We start from the raw sequence: 19,027 nt of genomic DNA on the forward strand, positions 1-19,027 counted from the left end.
TCGCATCCCTATTCATAAAACAGTACGTTTATTGTATAGAAGTCAGTTCAATCCCAAAGCGATCAAAAGCATCTATATACAGAGCGCCTGGTGTTTAATTAAATTGTTTTTTGAGCAAATCGGCTAGTTCAGACCAATTTGTGATTTGTGGAATATCCAAATGCTTATTGTAGGATTGAGCCTTCGCAAACAAGTTTAGCTGACAATCCCTTAATGTTTCAAGAACTGCAGGCTTGTCATCGAAATAATAGTCAAGATTCAAATCTTTTATAATATGAACCTTGTCCTCATCATTCATTCCGTAAAAAAATCGTTCTTTCTGAACAGGAAAGCCTTGTTCAATCATCCATTCCATTGTACGTTCGCCATGTTCCTTTGGCCTTGCCGTAATATAATAGATTTCATGTCCATCTTTTTCTAGCTTTTTCAATGTTTCTACAGCATCAGGATACGGTGGGCACGATGTATAATAGATTTCTTCGAGTGAGCGATTCCACATTTGACTGCCTTCTTCAGCCGTCATGTCGAAGATGTCATGAATTTCTACCTTGTTTAATGCGTGAAAAAGATCTATATGTACATCGCGATTCAACTTTTCGTTGTACAGTTGAAAAGCGTGTTCTCTTAAATTGATCAATGTATCATCGATATCAAAACCAAATTTCATCGTTAAACACCCTCATTAGTTTGTTGTCTAGTATATTTCGGATAGCCCGTGAACTTGAAGTCCTTACCTATTTGCGTAATATGGAGGTCTTCTAAATCTACAGCATCACGCATTAATTCAACGCCTGTACCTTCCAAGAATGTAGGCGCTTGTGAGCCGCCGACTAATTTTGGAGCAATATAAATCTCCACCTTGTCGACGAGCTGCCTTTCAAGGAAGGCGGCATGAATCGAACCGCCACCTTCAATCAAGACAGAAGAAACAAGTTTTTCACCAAGAATCTGAAGTACTTCATCGGTGTCTACATGTTTACTTCCAGAAGTATGGTACATCAACACGCCTTTTTCTTCTAATCTTTTCTTAGCATCTTCCTTATACGTAGTTGCAGTGAAAATCCACGTTTCTGCTTGTCCATCCGTTACTACTTTCGAATCAAGAGGAATGCGTAATGTAGAATCTAAAATGACGCGAATTGGATTTCTACCATTCGGAATCCTCGTTGTTAGTTCAGGATCATCCTCGATTACCGTATTGACACCGACTAAAATGGCCATGTTCTCATTGCGCAATACATGCACATCGTTTCTTGCCTCGGCGGATGTAATCCACTTACTATCAGCTGTATGTGTAGCAATTTTTCCGTCCAATGTACTTCCGGCTTTCATCGTGACGAAGGGCCTCTGTTCGACGATAAATTTGTTAAACACTTCGTTCATCTTTCGGGATTTCTCTTCTAATACGCCGATAACGACTTCAATTCCTGCATCTTGCAAAATCTTCACACCGTTTCCGGCTACGACTGGATTCGGATCGAGTGTGGCAATAACGACAGTCTTTATTCCCGCTTCAACAATCGCTTCTGCACATGGCCCCGTTCTTCCAACATGAGAGCATGGCTCAAGGGTGACATAAATTGTTCCGCCATTTGCCTTCTTACCAGCCATTCGAATGGCATGTACTTCAGCGTGGGGTTCTCCGGCTTTTAAATGCGTACCTATCCCAACGATTCGGTTTTCATTGACAATAACTGCACCTACAAGTGGGTTTGGGTCAGTTTGTCCCTTCATTGCTTGTGCATTTTCTAGGGCCAAATTCATGTAAAACGCATGGTTAGTCATTCGGCTGATTCCCTTCCTCAATATGGCCAGAGCGCCGAATCTTTGTTTGCAAATATTTTTCGTTGAACTCTGATTGATCTCCCCACAGTGGCTCGCGACCCGAAACAGGAAGGCCAGCATTCTTCATTGCTTCGAGTTTTTTGGGGTTATTCGTCATAAGCTTGACTGGTTTTGTTCGGAGCGTCTTTAAGACGCGAATGGCATCATCGTAATTTCTAGAGTCATCGACAAAGCCAAGGCTTTCGTTTGCTTCTACTGTATCGTATCCATTCTCTTGGAGTACATAAGCCATTGCCTTGCTAAATAATCCGATTCCGCGGCCTTCATGGTTCGCTAAATAAAACAGCGCACCTGTCCCATGCTCGACAATATTTTGCATAGATTGTTTTAATTGATAGCCGCAATCGCATCGTTTACTACCAAATATGTCTCCCGTATGACAAATGGAATGCATCCGAATGAGTGCATCATCTGACTCTTTAAAATCTCCGTAAACAAGCACGCTTGACTGTTGGTAATCCGCCAAATTAGCAGAGGAAAGCTGATCAATAATTTCCTGATAGTTCTCTGTTACTTGGCAGCGATTCAGCCAACAATACCATTGAAAAATAACCGTTTCTCCGTAAAGGTTGACGGGTAATTTAATGGGACCAACTAAGTAAATGGCTCCTTCATCTGTTTCGATTAATTGAATTTTATCTTTTAGAATATCAAGAACTTTCGGCTCTAATTTCGCATGTAACATGGAATCATTCCTTTTATTTGAATTTGGGTTATTGCGTAAATGGGTTTTTGACAATTTTTATTTAAATAGTATGTTAAACCACATAGTCAAATCATGGTTGTACATTCTTATAAATACATTATATTCTTACGAGTAAATAAAAGTGTGGACAAAAGTATTTTGTAGGAGGTTCTGTTTCTCGTAACATAACACCGTTTTAGGAATAACGTCAAACAATTGGCGCTATTATGCTTACAGGATAAGGAGGAGAGTCTGTCATTGTGAAAAACATTGGAGAAGAAGGGTGGTCTTACAAATGTTATTGTCTGCTCAGAAGGGAATAATAAAGGTGGAGTATTCAAATCGGCAATTACTTAAAACGATACAGAGGGTTATCGGTTTAAGTAGAACTGTTCCCTTTAACCCTCTTTAAAGTCGCCACAATCAGAAAGCTGACAATGACTAATAAAAGCCATGAGCTCACCTTACCTAGATGAACAAGACTCCATGTATCGTTTTGGTTTGGATATTGCCAAGCGCCAAAGAATGTTGCAATATTTTCTGCTATCCATATAAAAAATCCGATGAGCACAAAGGAAAGCGCGAGTGGCATACGGTAACGGGTCTTTCCAACCCTATACGTGACCCACGATTGCCAAAAGACAATTATGACAAGTGCAGCTAAGCACCAACGCACATCAATCCAATAATGGTGGGTGAAAAAGTTTAAATAAATCGCAGCTGCAAGAGGGACAACTAGTAAAAAAGGTGGCCACTTAACGAGTTCAACATCAAGCCTTCTCCACGCTTGGCAGAGATAACTTGCGACACTTGCATACATGAATCCGCTATACAAAGGCACGCCAAAAACTTTGACATAGCCTTCCTCTGGATAAGACCACGAACCCATATGTACTTTGAAAATTTCAAGAGCAAGTCCAATAACATGGAACAATGTAATAACCTTTAATTCATCCCGAGTTTCAAGTCCTGAACGCACCATCCACCATTGCATCAGAAGGCAGATGATAAGTATCCAGTCATACCGTGGCAGAAAGGGGAGGGAGATGATTTGCGTCAAAGCCAAAGAGGCGAAAATAACGACGGGAAACAAACAGGATAGGGCTTGTTCCCAGCCGAAACGAACAAGTTGTTTAAGTGCTCTCATGATTAATGCCTCCAACGATTTTTTCTGACGATAGAAGTTCCACAGATTACTTGTCCTCATCACTTCGATATTCCAAAATATCTCCAGGCTGACAGTCTAAAGCCTTACAAATCGCCTCTAAAGTGGATAAACGAATTGCTTTTGCCTTGCCATTTTTTAATATAGAAATATTAGCCATCGTGATTCCGACCTTTTCTGTAAGTTCAGTTACGCTCATTTTCCTTTTAGCCAGCATCACGTCAATATTAATTATAATCGTCATATTATCACCTCAGACCGTTAAATCATTTTCTGATTTTATATGAATTGCTTCTTGCAAAAGTCTTTGAAGAACAGCGGCAAAGACAGCAATCACCATTGAAGCAAAAACAGGAACCATTCCAACTATGACTAAACCCGGTGCATCGTCTAGATCTGCAACGAGAAATACAAATGGCAGAATGATCATATACAATCCACTAATTGTCATTGCGCAGAATTTAATATTTTTGAGCGCTGTAACAGACAGCTCCGAGAAAGATTGGTTATTGTCAATATAATTTAACAGTTTAAAAGCCTGATACAATGCGATGAAAAACGGTATAGCCGAGACATACATACCTATTAAAATGGGATAGAGTATATGGGCATAATCCGGGTTTACTGGATTATTGGCGAGCTGATATACCCCAAATGTACACAGAGCAAGGACTGGCATTCCCATTAGAATAACAGCCGTCTTTAAAAATAGTGTTGACCCTCGTTTCATAAAAGCACCTCATTTAGTTATTGTAAAATTGATTCTAACACCGTATTTATCGTTTTGCAATAAATTACTATTGCGTATAGATGTATTATTATCGTTCGGAAAACGTTTTTTGATTTTAGATAAAGATAAAAGCATCCCACAATACAGTAGAATGCTCTATCACTTTAAATTATTTAATTGATTCATATTCACTGATTCAAATTGTGTGGAGACATACTGAAATCACTTTTTTAACCCAGCAGCATAGAAAGGACCGTTTAGTGTGATGGTCGATAAAATCCGTGCCATTTCTTGTGGTGATTCTTGACTGCCGCTATCTAGCCACTGTTGAATAACGCCTATGTGTGCCGAGGCGATATAGGAAACTAAATATTCACCAGGTACAAGTAAATTCTCCTTATTGAAAGTAGATATTTCATTGCCCTCAAATAGTATTCTCCACATTAAGCTTTTCAATTTCGTTTGAAAGGTAACATCTCCTCTTGTACCTAACAAGGCTCTCATAAGCTCCCTGTTGTCGTAAAGATACTCAAATATAGAAATTGCAGGAGTGAATGCATTAAAATCAGGTGTTTTGTTCATAGTAAAGCTTTCTAGCGCAACGGGTATTTTCTTTGTCACAATGCTCCTCATACCGTTCAGAATACTTTCCTGGCATTTATTCATCAAATCATTTTTGTCTACATAATGTGCATAAAAAGTACCTCTGTTGATCCTTGCTTTCGAAGCAATATCCTTCACCGTAATAGCCTCGAAGCCTTTCTCATCAATCAATTCTACGAGTGCGTGTCGTATCGCTTCTTTTGTGCGTATAACCCGTAAGTCTGTATATAATTCATCCAAGGTTCTGTCCTCCTTCATTTTATCCAACAGAAAATGCCGATATGTTGGATAAGCAACACAACTACTATTACTGATTCTTGTCTTACTTTTTATTTCTATCTATTCTATAGATAGAAGATAAACAACACGTTGTTTGTTACTGTACTAAATAAACGGGTATAAGTACATTACTTTCAGAAGGGGGTTTTTAAATGTCTGTATTACAGGTTCAAAATTTAACAAAAGACTATGGCCATAATCGAGGCGTATTCGATGTGTCATTTACTGTGAATAAAGGGGAAGTATATGGCTTTCTCGGACCTAATGGGGCAGGTAAAACAACTGCAATTCGTCATATTATGGGCTTTTCTAAACCGCAGAAGGGGCATACATTTGTCAATAACCTAGACAGTTGGGAGCATGCTGCTGACATTCAAAAAAATCTAGGTTATTTACCAGGGGAAATCGCGCTACCAGAATCACTCACGGGTACACAATTTATAAAAATGATGGCAGATTTACGAGGCATTAAGGATTTTACGCATACAGATTATTTAATTGACAAGTTTGAACTAGAACCAGCAGGGAAACTAAAACGTATGTCCTTGGGCATGAAGCGTAAGCTAGCAATCGTTACGGCTTTTATGCACGACCCAGCTGTACTTGTCTTGGATGAACCGACGAGTGGACTGGACCCAATCATGCAAACTGTTTTTATAGAATTTATTAAAGCAGAAAAAGAGCGTGGAAAAACAATCCTTATTTCCAGTCATATATTTAGTGAAATCGATGCTACATGTGACAGGATTTCGATTATTAAAGATGGACGATTAATATCATCATTTGTGGCGGATGATCTACGTTATAACGAACAAAAAGTATTTGAAATCGAATTTTTAAGTACTGAGGAATTCAATCGTTTTTATGAGGACATAGAAGCGAAGAAGGACCTACATGTGCTAGACGCCAATCATTTGAAGAAACAAGCGAAAATCCAAGTAGAGGACAATGATATCAATCATTTTATCAATCATATTTCTACATATGACTTAAAGTTCTTCTCTGAAATTAAATTCACGTTAGAAGATTACTTTATGAAGTTTTATGATCGCAACTTAGATACGGAGGAAGGTGCTAAGTAATATGTCGACTATTGAAATTAAAAACATGACAAAGGACTATGGAAATGGCAGAGGCATATTTGATATTAACCTTTCGATTGAAAAGGGTGAAGTTTTTGGCTTTGTAGGGACGAATGGGGCAGGTAAAACAACAGTTATCCGTCATATGATGGGGTTTCTACAACCACAAGCTGGATATTGTTTCATCAATGGGTTAGATAGCTGGAGGGATTCTGCAGAAACAAAGCAATACATTGGTTATATTCCTGGCGAAATTAATTTTCCAGATGCCAAAACGGGAACAGAATTCTTAAAATGGCAAGCCGAATTAATCGGATTAACAGATATGTCTTATGCAAATGAAATGATTGACAAGCTTCAACTCGATCCGACAGCAAATTTAAAACGAATGTCTAAAGGGATGAAGCAAAAGACAGCGATTGTAGCAGCTTTCATGGCTGATCCAGACATCTTAATCCTTGATGAGCCGACAACAGGACTAGACCCGTTAATGAGAGTTGAATTTGTCAATTTATTAAATGAGGAAAAGAAAAAAGGAAAAACCATTTTTATGTCGAGCCATATGTTTGAAGAGGTTGAGCATACTTGTGACAAAGTGGCGCTTATTAAAGAAGGGAAGATTATCGCGGTTAAACCAACAATCGAAGTGAAACACAACACAGATAAGGTATATAAAATTGCTTTTTCTACTTCACAAGACTATCAAAGGTTTTTATCCGAACCCTTCACTTTTATAGAAAAAAGAGAGGATCAGTATCAAATCACGGTTACTGTGAATGACCAGGATATCAATCCATTTTTACGGGTGTTAAAAGGATATCCTATTCAATTTATTACAGAGATCAAGTATACACTTGAAAAATACTTCAAAAGCCTATATTAAGAGAGGATGCTTGTCATGATGAATGCCACGATTTTTAAACAAACAGTGCGGGCTAATTACAAACTGTGGATTGTATTTACAGTCGTATTAAGTGTTTTAAATGCAGTGCTGATTGCCGTATTCGAACCTTCTACGCTAACAAATATGGCCGATATGGTCAAAGATACGCCGTTAGCAAGTCTGTTAGGTGATACAAGCTTTTTAGGGATGCTGACACAAACGTTTTATTCGATTCATGGTGTTATATTGCCTCTTATTTTTATAATTATGACTGCAAATAGTTTAGTTGCCTCCCAAGTAGACAAAGGATCGATGGCCTATTTGTTATCGACGCCAATTAAGAGAACGGCAGTCGTACGAACACAGGCATTGTACTTAATTGCAGCTGTTTTTACGATGTTTTTAATCGTGACGCTTGCGGGAATGGTAGCCATACACATTTCTCAAGGAGATTTGGGTACCTATTTGGTAGATTTTATAGCGCTGAATGCAGGCTTATTTCTTCTTATGTTTGCAACAAGTGGCATTTCTTTCATGTTCTCTTGTATTTTCAATTTATCTAAACATTCGCTGGCATTAGGTGCGGGTATTCCGGTTGCCTTCTTCTTATTTCACCTGATGGCACAGGTAAGTGATAGTTTGGAGGGATTCAAATATCTATCGTTGAATTCACTGTTTGACACAGCTGCTATTTTAAGTGGAGATAGTTATTGGTTGCCATTTACTATACTTGGGGTTGTGGGGATTGTTATTTATATCATTGGTATACGTGTTTTTAAGGGCAAGGACTTGCCTCTTTAATGAACATCAAGTGTTTACTTTCATATCAATGAAAAAGGCTATCCAAAAGTGTAATAAACTTTTGGATAGCCTTTTTAGAGTCGGACGGATGTCCTCTTTCAGAACCTTACAGCTGCTGCCATTTTTATCCGTCGTACTTTAATCCTGATTGAATTGAATAGGGCATGGTGTTTTTCTAAGTGTTTAGGTGAATGTGTCACCGTGATGATCAAACACTCACACTATCATAACTAGACAACGTACGTTGCAATGAATGGAGCTGTTCATCGTTCAATGGAATCATCGGCAAACGGACGCCGCCGACGGGGATTCCTTTTAGATTCAATGCCGCTTTTACTGGTGATGGATTTGGGGCGGCAAAAAGGGCTTTCATAATAGGCAACAATTTACGGTGGTCTGCAGCCGCCTCTTTGATATTGCCCATTTTGAAGTTTTTAATCATTGTTTGCATTTCATTTCCTACAACATGGGAGGAGACAGAAACAACGCCAGCTCCACCAATTGCTAATACCGGGATAGTTAGGCCGTCATCGCCGCTATACAAGGAAAATTCTGTTGGTGTTTGCTCGATGATTTCAGCCATTGCATCCAAATTACCGCTAGCTTCTTTAATCGCGACGATATTAGTGATTGCTGCGAGGCGTATGACTGTGTCGACATCGATGTTGACAACTGTTCGTCCCGGCACATTGTATAACATAATTGGTAAAGAAGTCGCCGCTGCAATCGTTTGGAAGTGTTGAAACAATCCTTCTTGGCATGGCTTATTATAGTAGGGAGCGACGAGCATAATCGCATCGACACCAACATCTTCTGCTAACATCGTCAGTTCAATCGATTCCCTTGTGCTGTTCGAGCCCGTTCCAGCGATTACCGGCACTCTGCCATCGACAACCTCCACTGTAAATTTGAATAATGCTATTTTCTCTTCCGTCGTTAACGTCGGGGACTCACCAGTCGTCCCTGACACCACTAAACTATCCGACCCATTGGCGATTAAATACTCAATCAAATTTTTGGTTGCTTCAAAATCAATGTCCCCATGTTCATTAAAAGGAGTTACCATCGCTGTTACAATTTGTCCGAAATTCATCATTCTCCACATCCTATTCATTTTTTATTATCTGAATTCAGCGGAAAACCTTTGCTGAATTCAGATAAAGCCTCCGGCGGATGTCACGGATTTTTAAGGAAGCTATTCGAGCGAGCTCGAAAAAAATCCGGACGCAATTACGCCAAGGCGTAATTGATAAATAAAAAATAAAATAGAGGGTGGAGGGCAATTTATCAGTAGACGCAAAAAAGCAACAACGAGGGCTCGTTGTTGCAGTGAAATAATGGATTATTTCTTTGCATAAGATAGCCCTCCATATAGTTTCCTATATGACAATCCTGCACTTATTCAACGCAGAACCAGCTTCGAGATAATGAGTGTCTCTCCACTTCGGCAAATCCCCCTTTCTACAATCTTCGTAGGATCTCATTATCCTCGGATTGTCTACTAATGGTTTTTGCGCCTCTATCCTTACTTCAAAGTTTCGAAATAAGTAATATTAAATTATTACCACCTTACACGGTATTCAGTACAATTGCAAGTTGAAAGTAAAGTGGAGTGTTTGGGCGGTATGATAAATCCTCGTTTAGCGCCTAACTGACGCTGCCATTCTTACATACGTATGGCGTCTGCCTCTGATAACGATTGAATAGGTCATGATGTTTTCTGGCACCGCGATTCCATAAAATCCTGTATCGCCGATATGGTAAATGTCTGCACCAGCCATTTTACTATTGAGTGCGATTTGACGAATTGTTGCCTCATCTGCTCCTTCTTGACTTGTGCCGATAGTGAGCATGGCTAACGCGCCTTTTGCGTGGACGAAGCGAACGTATTTTTCAGCTGTATCGACTGTGATTCCTGGCACAGTTCCCGGGGCAGGCATTAAAATAACATCAGCGCCTGCTTCGATAAAGCTTGAAAGAGTCGCCTCTGAAATAATGCCGCTACCTGTTTCGTTTGCGACACCAGCGCCATGCATTTTCCCAGCGATGATTAATCCTTCTTCACCAAAAATCTCCCGTGCCTTCTTAATGGCAACGACTGTTTCCTCGTTTGTCACTCCGGTTTTGGGATTCCCAGTTAAACAAATAAAATCAAAGCCTAGCTTTTTAGCTTCACGTAATGCTTCTTCGGTAGCTGTTCGCCCCTTTGAAACAGTATCTAGCTTTTCAATTTGTTCAGCGTTCAGATCAACGGGTTCTAAATTTAGACCGATAGGACGCCCTGTTAATTCTTTTACCTTTTGAATGATTGATTCATTCTCATCGCATTTGTATCCTTCAACGGCAGGGTTAAAAACGTCAAATAAATTCAATAATAGTAAATCCGCACCAAAGGAAGCAGCAAGTTCAGCATTTGTAATACCTGGATATAATGGTGCTACAGAAGTCATCGTCTCCGATAACATCACTCTTCCTTCACATGCGCGTATCGATTTCTTTAAGTCTTGGCCATTCATTTTTTGAAAATCGGAAGCGGTACAATCTAATAATCTTTTCACAGAAATTCCTCCATTTAATTAGTATTTTATCTTGTCACTTTCACTTTGAATTTATAGCGGTCAGCACGATAAAATGATTGTACAAACTCTAATGGACTATCATTTTCAACAAGACCTACTCGGGAAATATAGAGTACGGGATCACCCACTTTAATATGAAGAGCTTCTGCTTCACGCTTCTCGGCAACCATTGCTTCTACATCCTGTTGTGCGGACAATATACTCAAGTTAAGCTCACTTTCGACATATTGATAGATGGACTGTTCTGCAATTTCCTTTGTTAACCCTGGCACGAGGTCCACTGACGTATAAAATAGTTGTAAAGCAATTGGTAAATGGTCGGCTAAGCGCAATCTTTTGATTTCATAAATAGGTGATCCTTCTTTTAGCCCTAATTTTTGCGCTATCTCTTCGTTTGCTTCAATTTTGTTGAATGCTAATACCTTTGTGCCTGGTTCCATCCCTCGTGAACGCATATCCTCCGAAAAACTCGTTAAGTGATCTAAATTTTGCTCGAGCTTCTTCAATGCAACAAAGGTTCCTACTCCGCGTTTACGTTGCAGGTAGCCATCGTTTGTAAGATTAGTAATCGCTTGTCTTACTGTCATTCTACTCACTTCGTACTTCTCAGCAAATTCGCGCTCGGAGGGTATTAGATCTTCGGGATTTAGTTGCTTCGTGATTAATTCCTTTATTACTTGTTCCAATTGAGAATAAATTGGTATGGACGAGTTTTTGTTTATCATTCTGTAAATTCCCTTCATCCTCAAGACGTAACCTCAAATTTCATTTTAACACCTAGTGGTATAGTTGTCTATACCACTAGGTGTGCGCTACTTAAAATATCATTCCCCGATTGAAGTAGGAAATTTCATACGAGTTGATAAGGGAAGTATTTACGTTTAAAGTACTTGTCACTACCCTTTTTAAACTAAAGTGTTGACAGTAAGATTAAATCTATGTTAAATTTAGTTTGAATTCAAGATAACTGAATTCGAGGTATTAATAAAATCGAGTAAATTTGATAAGGGTAGTAAATTTTTTTGAATCAATATATCTAGAATTCAAGGTATATTGGTTCGAAATAACAATAGGAGGAAATAGAATGAACCATTTAAAAGGAATGCACCACGTAACAGCGATTACGAGCAGTGCAGAGAAAAACTATGAATTTTTCACATATGTATTAGGAATGCGTCTTGTGAAGAAAACAGTCAATCAGGATGATATTCAAACGTATCATTTATTCTTCGCAGACGATAAAGGCTCTGCTGGTACGGACATGACATTTTTTGATTTCCCTGGTATTCCAAAAGGTACACATGGAACGAATGAGATTTACAAAACAGCTTTCCGTGTCCCGACGGATGCTGCACTTGAATACTGGGTGAAACGTTTTGATAAGTACGAAGTGAAAAATACAGGTATTGAAGAAACGTTTGGGAAGAAAACAATTTCATTTGTGGACTTTGATGACCAACAATATATGTTAGTGTCTGATGAATTGAACAAGGGTGTTGCATCAGGCACGCCTTGGCAGAATGGTCCGGTACCTTTGGAATTTGCGATTACAGGTTTAGGACCCATTCATATTCGCATCGAACAATTTGATTATTTGAAGGAAGTATTGGAAAAAGTAATGTTAATGCGCGAGATTGCACAAGAGGGTTCCCAGCATTTATTTGAAGTTGGTGAAGGTGGAAATGGTGCGCAAGTAATTGTCGAGCACAATACGACTTTACCAGCGGGTCGACAAGGATTCGGTACAGTGCATCACGCGGCTTTCCGTGTAGAAGATACGAAAGTATTATATGAATGGATTGAACATATGGAAGCTGCTGGTTTCGGTACTTCTGGGTATGTGGACCGCTTCTTCTTTGAATCTTTATATGCACGCGTAGCACCTGGCATCCTTTTTGAATGGGCAACAGATGGTCCTGGATTTATGGGGGATGAGCCTTATGAAACAGTAGGTGAAATTCTATCCCTACCGCCATTCCTTGAAGGAAAACGGGAGCAAATTGAAGCAACAGTGAGACCAATCGACACAGTGCGTAGCACGCTTAAAATTGAAAAAGAGTACTTATAAGGAGGTGAAATTGGAAAATGGGCTTTTTCGGTAAATTATTTGGAGCACAACAAGAGGAGGAAAAAATAATGACAAAATCAAATATAGGTATTATTTTAGGATCAACACGTGAAGGACGCGTAAGTCCACAAGTAGGAGCATGGGTAAAAGAACTAGCAGATAAACGTGGAGATGCAAACTACACGATTATCGATATTGCAGAATACAAATTACCACTGTTAGGTGAAGCAGGCGGCGACGCATCAGGTGCAGCAGCATGGTCAGAAATCATTGCCAAACAAGACGGATTCGTATTCATCGTTCAAGAGTATAATCACTCTATCTCAGCATCACTTAAAAACGCATTAGATTACTTGCGTGATGAGTGGAACAACAAAGCAGCGGGTATCGTATCATACGGTTCAGTAGGTGGAGCTCGTGCTGCAGAACATTTACGTGGCATTTTAAGTGAATTGCTTGTCGCACATGTTCGTGTACATCCGGCATTATCATTATTTACAGACTTCGAAAATGGTACAGACTTCAAACCAGCTGCTGTACAAGCAGATTCAGTAAATCAAATGCTAGACCAAGTAATTCCTTGGACAACTGCATTGAATACAGTACGTAAATAATCTAAAAGTAAGTAAATCTCTACAAATCACAAAATGTGTATGCGCACATTTTGTGATTTTAATAAATAAATTCTGAGCAAAACGCTATTAAATAGATTAAAGGTTTTGCTCAGAATTTATGAAGTTCATTCAAAAAAAGAGGAGGAAATAATAATGAAAAAGCAAACAGCAGGTATTCACCATATTACAGCCATCGTCGGTCATCCACAGGAAAATATTGATTTTTATGCGGGAGTATTGGGTTTACGTTTAGTTAAGCAAACCGTGAACTTCGATGACCCTGGTACTTACCATCTCTATTTTGGTGATGGGGGAGGCAAGCCAGGAACAATTATTACATTCTTCCCTTGGGCAGATGCCTATCAAGGACAAATTGGGGACGGACAAGTTGGTGTAACAACGTATGTTGTGCCAGAAGGATCTTTAGATTTTTGGGGAAACCGTTTGACAAAATTTAGTATTGAATTTAAAAAAGCAGAGCGATTTGGAGAACAAGTCATTCAATTTGATGATCCGCACGGCTTACATGTAGAGCTTGTAGCACGCGCAGAAGGTGGACAAAACAACTGGACATTTGGCGGCGTAACACCGGAAGTTGCCATTAAAGGATTCGGCGGTGCAACACTGTACTCAAGCAAACCAGAAGAAACTGCCGAAACACTAACTAATGTAATGGGCCTTGAATTGGTTGGAACGGAAGGTGATTATACACGCTATCAAGCTCCAGCTGCTATCGGTAATATCATAGATTTAAAAATGATCACGGGTGTTCGTGGCACAATGGGTGTCGGGACTGTTCACCATATTGCATGGCGTGCAAAAGATGATGCGGCTCTTCTTGAATGGCAACAATATGCCGGAGATCATGGCCAATATGTAACTGAAGTGAAGGACCGAAACTATTTCAACGCACTATACTTCCGTGAATCAGGCGAAATACTATTTGAAATCGCAACAGACCCACCAGGATTTGCCCATGATGAAACAGCTGAAACAATGGGAACACAGTTGATGTTACCGGCACAATATGAGCAGCGTCGTGAGCAATTAGTTCATTCGCTTATTCCAATTCAAGTGCGTCCAATCGACTAAATAAGGAGGCTAAGGCAGTTGATTTCAATCAATCCTCAAGAAAATAGTGAGCGGGATAATTATAAACTTCTTATTGGTTCTATCATTCCTAGACCGATAGCTTTTGTTACGACACAATCTGAGGATGGTATCGTAAATGGTGCACCTTTTAGCTATTTTAATATTGTTTCATCCAACCCACCAATGGTTTCACTTGCTATCCAAAGGCCGGATGACCATCTAAAAGATACGGCTCGAAATATTTATAGTAATCGCCAATTTGTTGTGCATATCGTGGATGAGGATAATATGGTGAAGGTTAATGAAACTGCAGCCTCATTACCGGCAACTGAAAGTGAAATCGAATTGGCGAATCTAACGCTTGTACAAAGTGAAAATATATCTGTACCGGGCGTGAAGGAAGCGAAAGTTCGAATGGAATGCAGACTTGTTCAGGCTATTCCTTTAGGTGGAGATGCCCCGGGTAGTGATTTGTTTATTGGAGAAGTTGTACGATTTCATGTCGATGAAGCAATATATGAAGATGGACGAATCGACCCTAGAGGTTTAAAGGCAGTTAGTCGTTTAGCAGGTGCCAATTACGCGCGGATTGGTGATATATTTTCTATTGAAAGACCGAAGTAGTGAGATAGCATCTCGTGAGGTGATTAAATGAATGGAAAATGTGAAAATCAAACCTATTTGATGTTAATGAAAACAACCAAAGCAATTCAGGAGCGAATAAGGCGAGAAATGCTTACTAATAAGCTGAACATAACGGAGTTTTCTGTACTAGAGGCGCTTTATCTGGAGGAGAAGCAAACGATTCAGCAGATTGGCAATAGCATACTCATTTCTAGTGGTTCTATGACTTATGTTATAGATAAGCTGGAGCATAAGGGATTATTAAATCGTAATGGATGTCCGAATGATCGACGAGTCATCCATGTGCTATTAACGGAAGATGGGATTCGCTTAATGGAGAAAATCATGCCTACCCATCGAGAGATGGTGAATGATCTGTTTGGCTCTTTAACTGATAATGAGTCCGAGATGATGGTAAAGCTTTTGGGTAAAGTGAGTAAAAAAGTGAAGACATAATTTTTTTGTTTAATAATACCTCGAATTCGAGATTAGTAATAGTATAAAATGGAAGTAGTAATAACTTAAAAAATAGGGATTTACCAACCAATGGACTTGTAGTTTCTCATGTTAGTTCACTAAAATAATTTTGGAGGTAAAAGTATGGAAGCGTTTAATCAGTTAGTAGTGGAACGACGTTCAGCAAGTAACTTTATGGAGGGGGTTGAAATCACTGCAAAGGAACTCGATGAAATTTTCGGTCTTGTGAAGATGGCTCCCTCTGCATTTAATTTACAACATACGAATTATCTTGTAGTACTGGATTCTGAATTAAAAGAAGAGGTTAGAAAAGCCGCATCTGGGCAATATAAAGTTCACTCAGCTTCGGCAGTCATTATTGTTCTAGGTGACAAGGATGCATACAAAGAAACGGAACGGATTTATGAAGGTCTACTCATGCTTGGCATTTTGAATAAACAACAATACGAACATGAAATACAAGACGTTATTTCTCTATATGAAAGCCGGGGAGAAGTGTTTCAGAGGGATGAAGCCATTCGGAATGCTTCATTATCAGCGATGATGTTTATGCTTGCAGCAAAAAGTAAGGGATGGGATACATGCCCGATGATTGGCTATGATTCGGCGCAACTAAAAAAGTTATTGTCTATTTCCGAGCAATATGAACCGGTTATGATGATTACCATAGGAAAAGAAAAGGTGGAAAGTAGAAGACCAAGAGGCTATCGAAAGCCCATAGGTGAGTTTGTGCAATACGTGTGAAAAACCGGAATTTGAGAAGGAAAAAAGTATGCGCCGATGTTTAGAAATGGTAATCAAGAAGATTGGTATAAGCCGTTTTACAAAAACAGAGTAGAAAATCCTTAGTATGAGGTGAAGATGTGCGCATTAAAAAAGCCCAACCAATTTTTATAGAGGGCAATGAAATTGCTGTTCTCTTGCTCCACTCTTTTACAAGCCATACGCGTGATATGAAAGCATTAGCTGAACCGATTCATCAGTCATTTGGATTTACTTGCTTCGTTCCATTGTTTAGTGGACATGGACAGGAGGCGGAGGCATTAATCGCTTATACGATAGATAGACCACCCTTAGAGTTGAAGCGACGGACGATTGACTACGCAGTCCGTTATAAGAAAATGGAAAATTAGTCTGAAAAACAGATTGAGGAAGATTTAAAGCAGCTCCATTCATTATCAATTGACTCATTTGAGCGCTTTCAACAGTTCATTTATGAAACAATGGATGAATTAGGGGAGGTCATAGCACCCATCGCTGTTTATTATGGAGGGCGGCCTTCTCCAGTTCAGAAGACCTCTATTCCCTCGTCCCAAAAGCGGTTGGTTTCGACAAAATCGTCAAGTTAGCAGATAAGCCAGGTCGCCTTCGCTATGTTCAAATGTTTCGATAAACTTTTCGAGTGTGGAGGTTAAATACGCGTCTTTTCGTCTTATGAATACGGTATTGATTTTACTATATTTTTCAGGTAAGTAATGATACTGGACAAGACCTTTTTCTGCCAAGTGGGAAACGGCTGATTTTGGAACAAACGTAATGCCAAGTCCCATGGAAACACTGCCTATGATTGTTTCCAAGGTCCCGAATTCCATCACTTTTTGTGGCGTTATGTTTTGATCTTTATACCATGTTTCCAGTCTTGCCCGGTAACCGCATCCTTTGCTAAAGCATAGGAATGGTTCCTGTTTCAATTGTTCAATTGATGTTTTCGTCTTGTCCGATATTAAGACAAGCTCTTCTTGAAAGACGTCATGGGAAACAAGTTCAGGATGTTGGTCGATTTCTGTCACGAAAGCACCGTCTAAACTGTGATTTAATACATCTTTTTGGAGTTGTTCAGTAACACCTGTCACGAGTGATAAGTCTACATTTTTATATTTTTTGTTATAGGAAGATAGTATAGCTGGTAATTTAATGACTGTTTCTACGGATCCAACTTCCAGTTTTCCTGCTGGCTCGGTTTTACTTTGGACGACCTTTTTCATTTCATTTGTTAGTGATAGGATTTTCTCGGAATAGACAAGCAATTTTTTACCTTCAGGTGTTAACGTCATTCCGCGGTTGTGACGATTAAATAGAGCCGTGTTCATTTCAGCCTCAAGCTTCTTGATTCTTGATGTAATATTGGATTGGACGTAACTTAATTCTTTTGCAGCTTCGGTAATCGTACCTTTTTGCGCAACCATTTGAAAGATTTCCAAGTCTTTAAACTCCATGTGATTACCCCTTTCAACTTACTTTTATTCTATGATATCAACAATAGTGATGTTAGGCATCAATATTGTTCATTTTGAGAGATGTCAGACCTGTGGTTTAATGAATAGGTAGAAGACAATTGAAGGAGATAGGGGTTTTATGAAAAACAATGTATTATGGGGAGCTATTTTATGTTTGATCGCAGCAATATCGTGGGGAGCCATGTTTCCAGTAGCGAATCATGCATTTCATCATATCGACCCATTTTATTTTACGATTTTTCGTTATGTCTTTGTAACGATCATTTTAATCGTGTGGCTGTTATGGAAGGAAGGTAAACAAGCTTTTCGTTTTGAAGGGAAAGGTTGGTACCTTTGGTTTTTCGGCACAATGGCCTTTACGGTTTATAATTTGCTGATTTTCTGGGGACAAGACTTATTGGGCAATCCAGGTACAATGGTAGCTTCCATTATGGAAGCTTTAATGCCGATGATTTCAATCGTCATTGTCTGGGCGCTAGTAAAGCAACGCCCTCATGCAATTACGATATTTTGTGTGTTTATAGGATTTGTCGGCGCATCGTTAGTCGTCACAAAAGGTCATTTTGGGGCATTTTTCACAGCGGAAAATGATATTATTCCATCTTTATTCATTTTTATTGCAGTCGTTGGATGGGTCGTCTACACGATGGGTGGAAGCCGTTTTAGTAAGGATGGCTGGTCTGCATTACGTTATTCTACGCTAAGCTGTTTACTTGGAACGGCTACGGCAGCCGTTGTCGTTTTGGGTGCGACGCTTTCTGGATATATCTCGTTTCCGACGGTTGAAACGATGATCATGACGAGCCCTCATATTGCTTTTATGGTGATCTTCCCGGGCGTTATTGCCTTGGTAGGATGGAATTATGGCGTGAGTGTTATCACACCGTTGAATGGATTATTATTTCTTAACTTTGTACCCGTTACGACATTGGTGATTCAAGTTTTTCAAGGTGTAGGCATCACTGTTTATGATTATGTAGGTACAATTTTCATTATCATATCCTTACTTTCAAATAATATTTTTCATAGGTTGCTGGAGAAAAAAAGGAAGCCGAAAGAGAAATTCAAAGGAAGATTATTGGAAACGTAAAAAACGACTTCAACAAGTCGTTTTTTTATGTTTCTATGAAAGTTTCAAGCTGATCAGTCTCGTGCCAGATCTACTTTTTTAAAATATACATTTTGTATAAATGCAGTTGCAAAAAATAAATCCTTCTTGTATGATAAATAAGCACCTAAAACGTAATGATTACGATTTGTGGA

At 39.2% G+C, this 19,027-nt stretch carries 22 protein-coding genes and 1 riboswitch; of the genes, 11 read left to right on the top strand and 11 right to left on the bottom strand.

The annotated features are described in order from the left end of the window. Positions 1–94: 94 nt before the first annotated feature. From R2B77_RS04490 to R2B77_RS04520, 7 genes are all read right to left on the bottom strand, one after another. The gene (locus R2B77_RS04490) at positions 95–667 is read right to left on the bottom strand and encodes a 5' nucleotidase, NT5C type (RefSeq protein WP_203247322.1); all 573 of its coding nucleotides are present in this window, start codon (positions 665–667) and stop codon (positions 95–97) included. A gap of 2 nt (positions 668–669) precedes the next feature. Further along, the gene (gene ribD, locus R2B77_RS04495; RefSeq protein WP_203247323.1) at positions 670–1,785 is read right to left on the bottom strand and encodes a bifunctional diaminohydroxyphosphoribosylaminopyrimidine deaminase/5-amino-6-(5-phosphoribosylamino)uracil reductase RibD; all 1,116 of its coding nucleotides are present in this window, start codon (positions 1,783–1,785) and stop codon (positions 670–672) included. After that, positions 1,778–2,530 carry a GTP cyclohydrolase II gene (locus R2B77_RS04500; protein ID WP_203247324.1) on the bottom strand — a complete coding sequence of 251 codons (753 nt, stop codon included), beginning with the start codon at positions 2,528–2,530 and terminating at the stop codon, positions 1,778–1,780. Before R2B77_RS04500 ends, ribD begins: the two co-directional genes overlap by 8 nt. Positions 2,531–2,909: 379 nt before the next feature. Next, positions 2,910–3,677 carry a DUF817 domain-containing protein gene (locus tag R2B77_RS04505; protein ID WP_203247325.1) on the bottom strand — a complete coding sequence of 256 codons (768 nt, stop codon included), beginning with the start codon at positions 3,675–3,677 and terminating at the stop codon, positions 2,910–2,912. Positions 3,678–3,723: 46 nt separating this feature from the next. Continuing rightward, positions 3,724–3,939: a helix-turn-helix domain-containing protein gene (locus R2B77_RS04510; protein WP_203247326.1), complete on the bottom strand. Its 216-nt coding sequence runs from the start codon at positions 3,937–3,939 to the stop codon at positions 3,724–3,726. 9 nt (positions 3,940–3,948) lie between these two features. Then, positions 3,949–4,425: a DUF2975 domain-containing protein gene (locus tag R2B77_RS04515; RefSeq protein ID WP_203247327.1), complete on the bottom strand. Its 477-nt coding sequence runs from the start codon at positions 4,423–4,425 to the stop codon at positions 3,949–3,951. 222 nt (positions 4,426–4,647) lie between these two features. Further along, a complete protein-coding gene (locus tag R2B77_RS04520; protein WP_203247328.1) occupies positions 4,648–5,268 on the bottom strand; it encodes a TetR/AcrR family transcriptional regulator in 621 nt (206 codons plus the stop codon). A 191-nt stretch (positions 5,269–5,459) separates the two neighbouring features. On the opposite strand from R2B77_RS04520, the gene R2B77_RS04525 reads away from it, so the two are divergent. The 3 genes from R2B77_RS04525 to R2B77_RS04535 are packed head-to-tail and all read left to right on the top strand — an operon-like array spanning position 5,460 to position 8,073. Continuing rightward, positions 5,460–6,389, top strand: a complete 930-nt coding sequence (locus R2B77_RS04525; RefSeq protein WP_203247329.1) for an ABC transporter ATP-binding protein — start codon at positions 5,460–5,462, stop codon at positions 6,387–6,389. 1 nt (position 6,390) lies between these two features. Beyond that, positions 6,391–7,272, top strand: coding sequence for an ABC transporter ATP-binding protein (locus tag R2B77_RS04530; protein ID WP_203247330.1), 882 nt, complete (start codon positions 6,391–6,393; stop codon positions 7,270–7,272). A 15-nt stretch (positions 7,273–7,287) separates the two neighbouring features. After that, positions 7,288–8,073 (top strand): ABC transporter permease, encoded by a 786-nt coding sequence (locus R2B77_RS04535; protein WP_203247331.1) that lies wholly within the window; start codon positions 7,288–7,290, stop codon positions 8,071–8,073. A gap of 208 nt (positions 8,074–8,281) precedes the next feature. On the opposite strand, the gene dapA is transcribed toward R2B77_RS04535, so the two are convergent. The 3 genes from dapA to R2B77_RS04550 form a co-directional block, all read right to left on the bottom strand. Then, a complete protein-coding gene (gene dapA, locus R2B77_RS04540) occupies positions 8,282–9,166 on the bottom strand; it encodes a 4-hydroxy-tetrahydrodipicolinate synthase (RefSeq protein WP_203247332.1) in 885 nt (294 codons plus the stop codon). Positions 9,167–9,425: 259 nt separating this feature from the next. Then, positions 9,426–9,603: riboswitch (Lysine riboswitch) on the bottom strand. A 110-nt stretch (positions 9,604–9,713) separates the two neighbouring features. Then, positions 9,714–10,631: a DUF7916 family protein gene (locus R2B77_RS04545; protein ID WP_203247333.1), complete on the bottom strand. Its 918-nt coding sequence runs from the start codon at positions 10,629–10,631 to the stop codon at positions 9,714–9,716. A 26-nt stretch (positions 10,632–10,657) separates the two neighbouring features. Next, positions 10,658–11,377, bottom strand: a complete 720-nt coding sequence (locus tag R2B77_RS04550; RefSeq protein ID WP_203247334.1) for a GntR family transcriptional regulator — start codon at positions 11,375–11,377, stop codon at positions 10,658–10,660. Positions 11,378–11,736: 359 nt separating this feature from the next. On the opposite strand from R2B77_RS04550, the gene R2B77_RS04555 reads away from it, so the two are divergent. From R2B77_RS04555 to R2B77_RS04585, 7 genes are all read left to right on the top strand, one after another. Further along, positions 11,737–12,720, top strand: coding sequence for a ring-cleaving dioxygenase (locus R2B77_RS04555; RefSeq protein ID WP_203247335.1), 984 nt, complete (start codon positions 11,737–11,739; stop codon positions 12,718–12,720). 17 nt (positions 12,721–12,737) lie between these two features. Beyond that, positions 12,738–13,334 (top strand): NADPH-dependent FMN reductase, encoded by a 597-nt coding sequence (locus R2B77_RS04560; RefSeq protein WP_212391433.1) that lies wholly within the window; start codon positions 12,738–12,740, stop codon positions 13,332–13,334. Positions 13,335–13,487: 153 nt separating this feature from the next. Further along, complete coding sequence (locus tag R2B77_RS04565; protein WP_203247337.1) at positions 13,488–14,426, top strand: ring-cleaving dioxygenase; 939 nt, start codon at positions 13,488–13,490, stop codon at positions 14,424–14,426. An 18-nt stretch (positions 14,427–14,444) separates the two neighbouring features. After that, complete coding sequence (locus R2B77_RS04570) at positions 14,445–15,050, top strand: flavin reductase family protein (protein ID WP_203247338.1); 606 nt, start codon at positions 14,445–14,447, stop codon at positions 15,048–15,050. 27 nt (positions 15,051–15,077) lie between these two features. Next, the gene (locus R2B77_RS04575) at positions 15,078–15,506 is read left to right on the top strand and encodes a MarR family winged helix-turn-helix transcriptional regulator (RefSeq protein WP_203247339.1); all 429 of its coding nucleotides are present in this window, start codon (positions 15,078–15,080) and stop codon (positions 15,504–15,506) included. A 144-nt stretch (positions 15,507–15,650) separates the two neighbouring features. Beyond that, positions 15,651–16,271: a nitroreductase family protein gene (locus tag R2B77_RS04580; protein WP_203247340.1), complete on the top strand. Its 621-nt coding sequence runs from the start codon at positions 15,651–15,653 to the stop codon at positions 16,269–16,271. A gap of 119 nt (positions 16,272–16,390) precedes the next feature. Then, positions 16,391–16,660, top strand: a complete 270-nt coding sequence (locus tag R2B77_RS04585) for an alpha/beta hydrolase (protein WP_203247341.1) — start codon at positions 16,391–16,393, stop codon at positions 16,658–16,660. A gap of 207 nt (positions 16,661–16,867) precedes the next feature. Here R2B77_RS04585 and R2B77_RS04590 read toward each other — a convergent pair whose 3' ends face one another. Next, positions 16,868–17,743, bottom strand: coding sequence for a LysR family transcriptional regulator (locus tag R2B77_RS04590; protein ID WP_203247342.1), 876 nt, complete (start codon positions 17,741–17,743; stop codon positions 16,868–16,870). Positions 17,744–17,882: 139 nt separating this feature from the next. Here R2B77_RS04590 and R2B77_RS04595 point away from each other — a divergent pair, with 139 nt between their 5' ends. Further along, entirely contained in the window at positions 17,883–18,854 is a 972-nt protein-coding gene (locus R2B77_RS04595) for a DMT family transporter (RefSeq protein ID WP_203247343.1), read from the top strand. Positions 18,855–19,027: the final 173 nt, after the last annotated feature.

The organism is Sporosarcina beigongshangi, from assembly GCF_033485195.1.
Lineage (GTDB): Bacteria > Bacillota > Bacilli > Bacillales_A > Planococcaceae > Sporosarcina > Sporosarcina beigongshangi.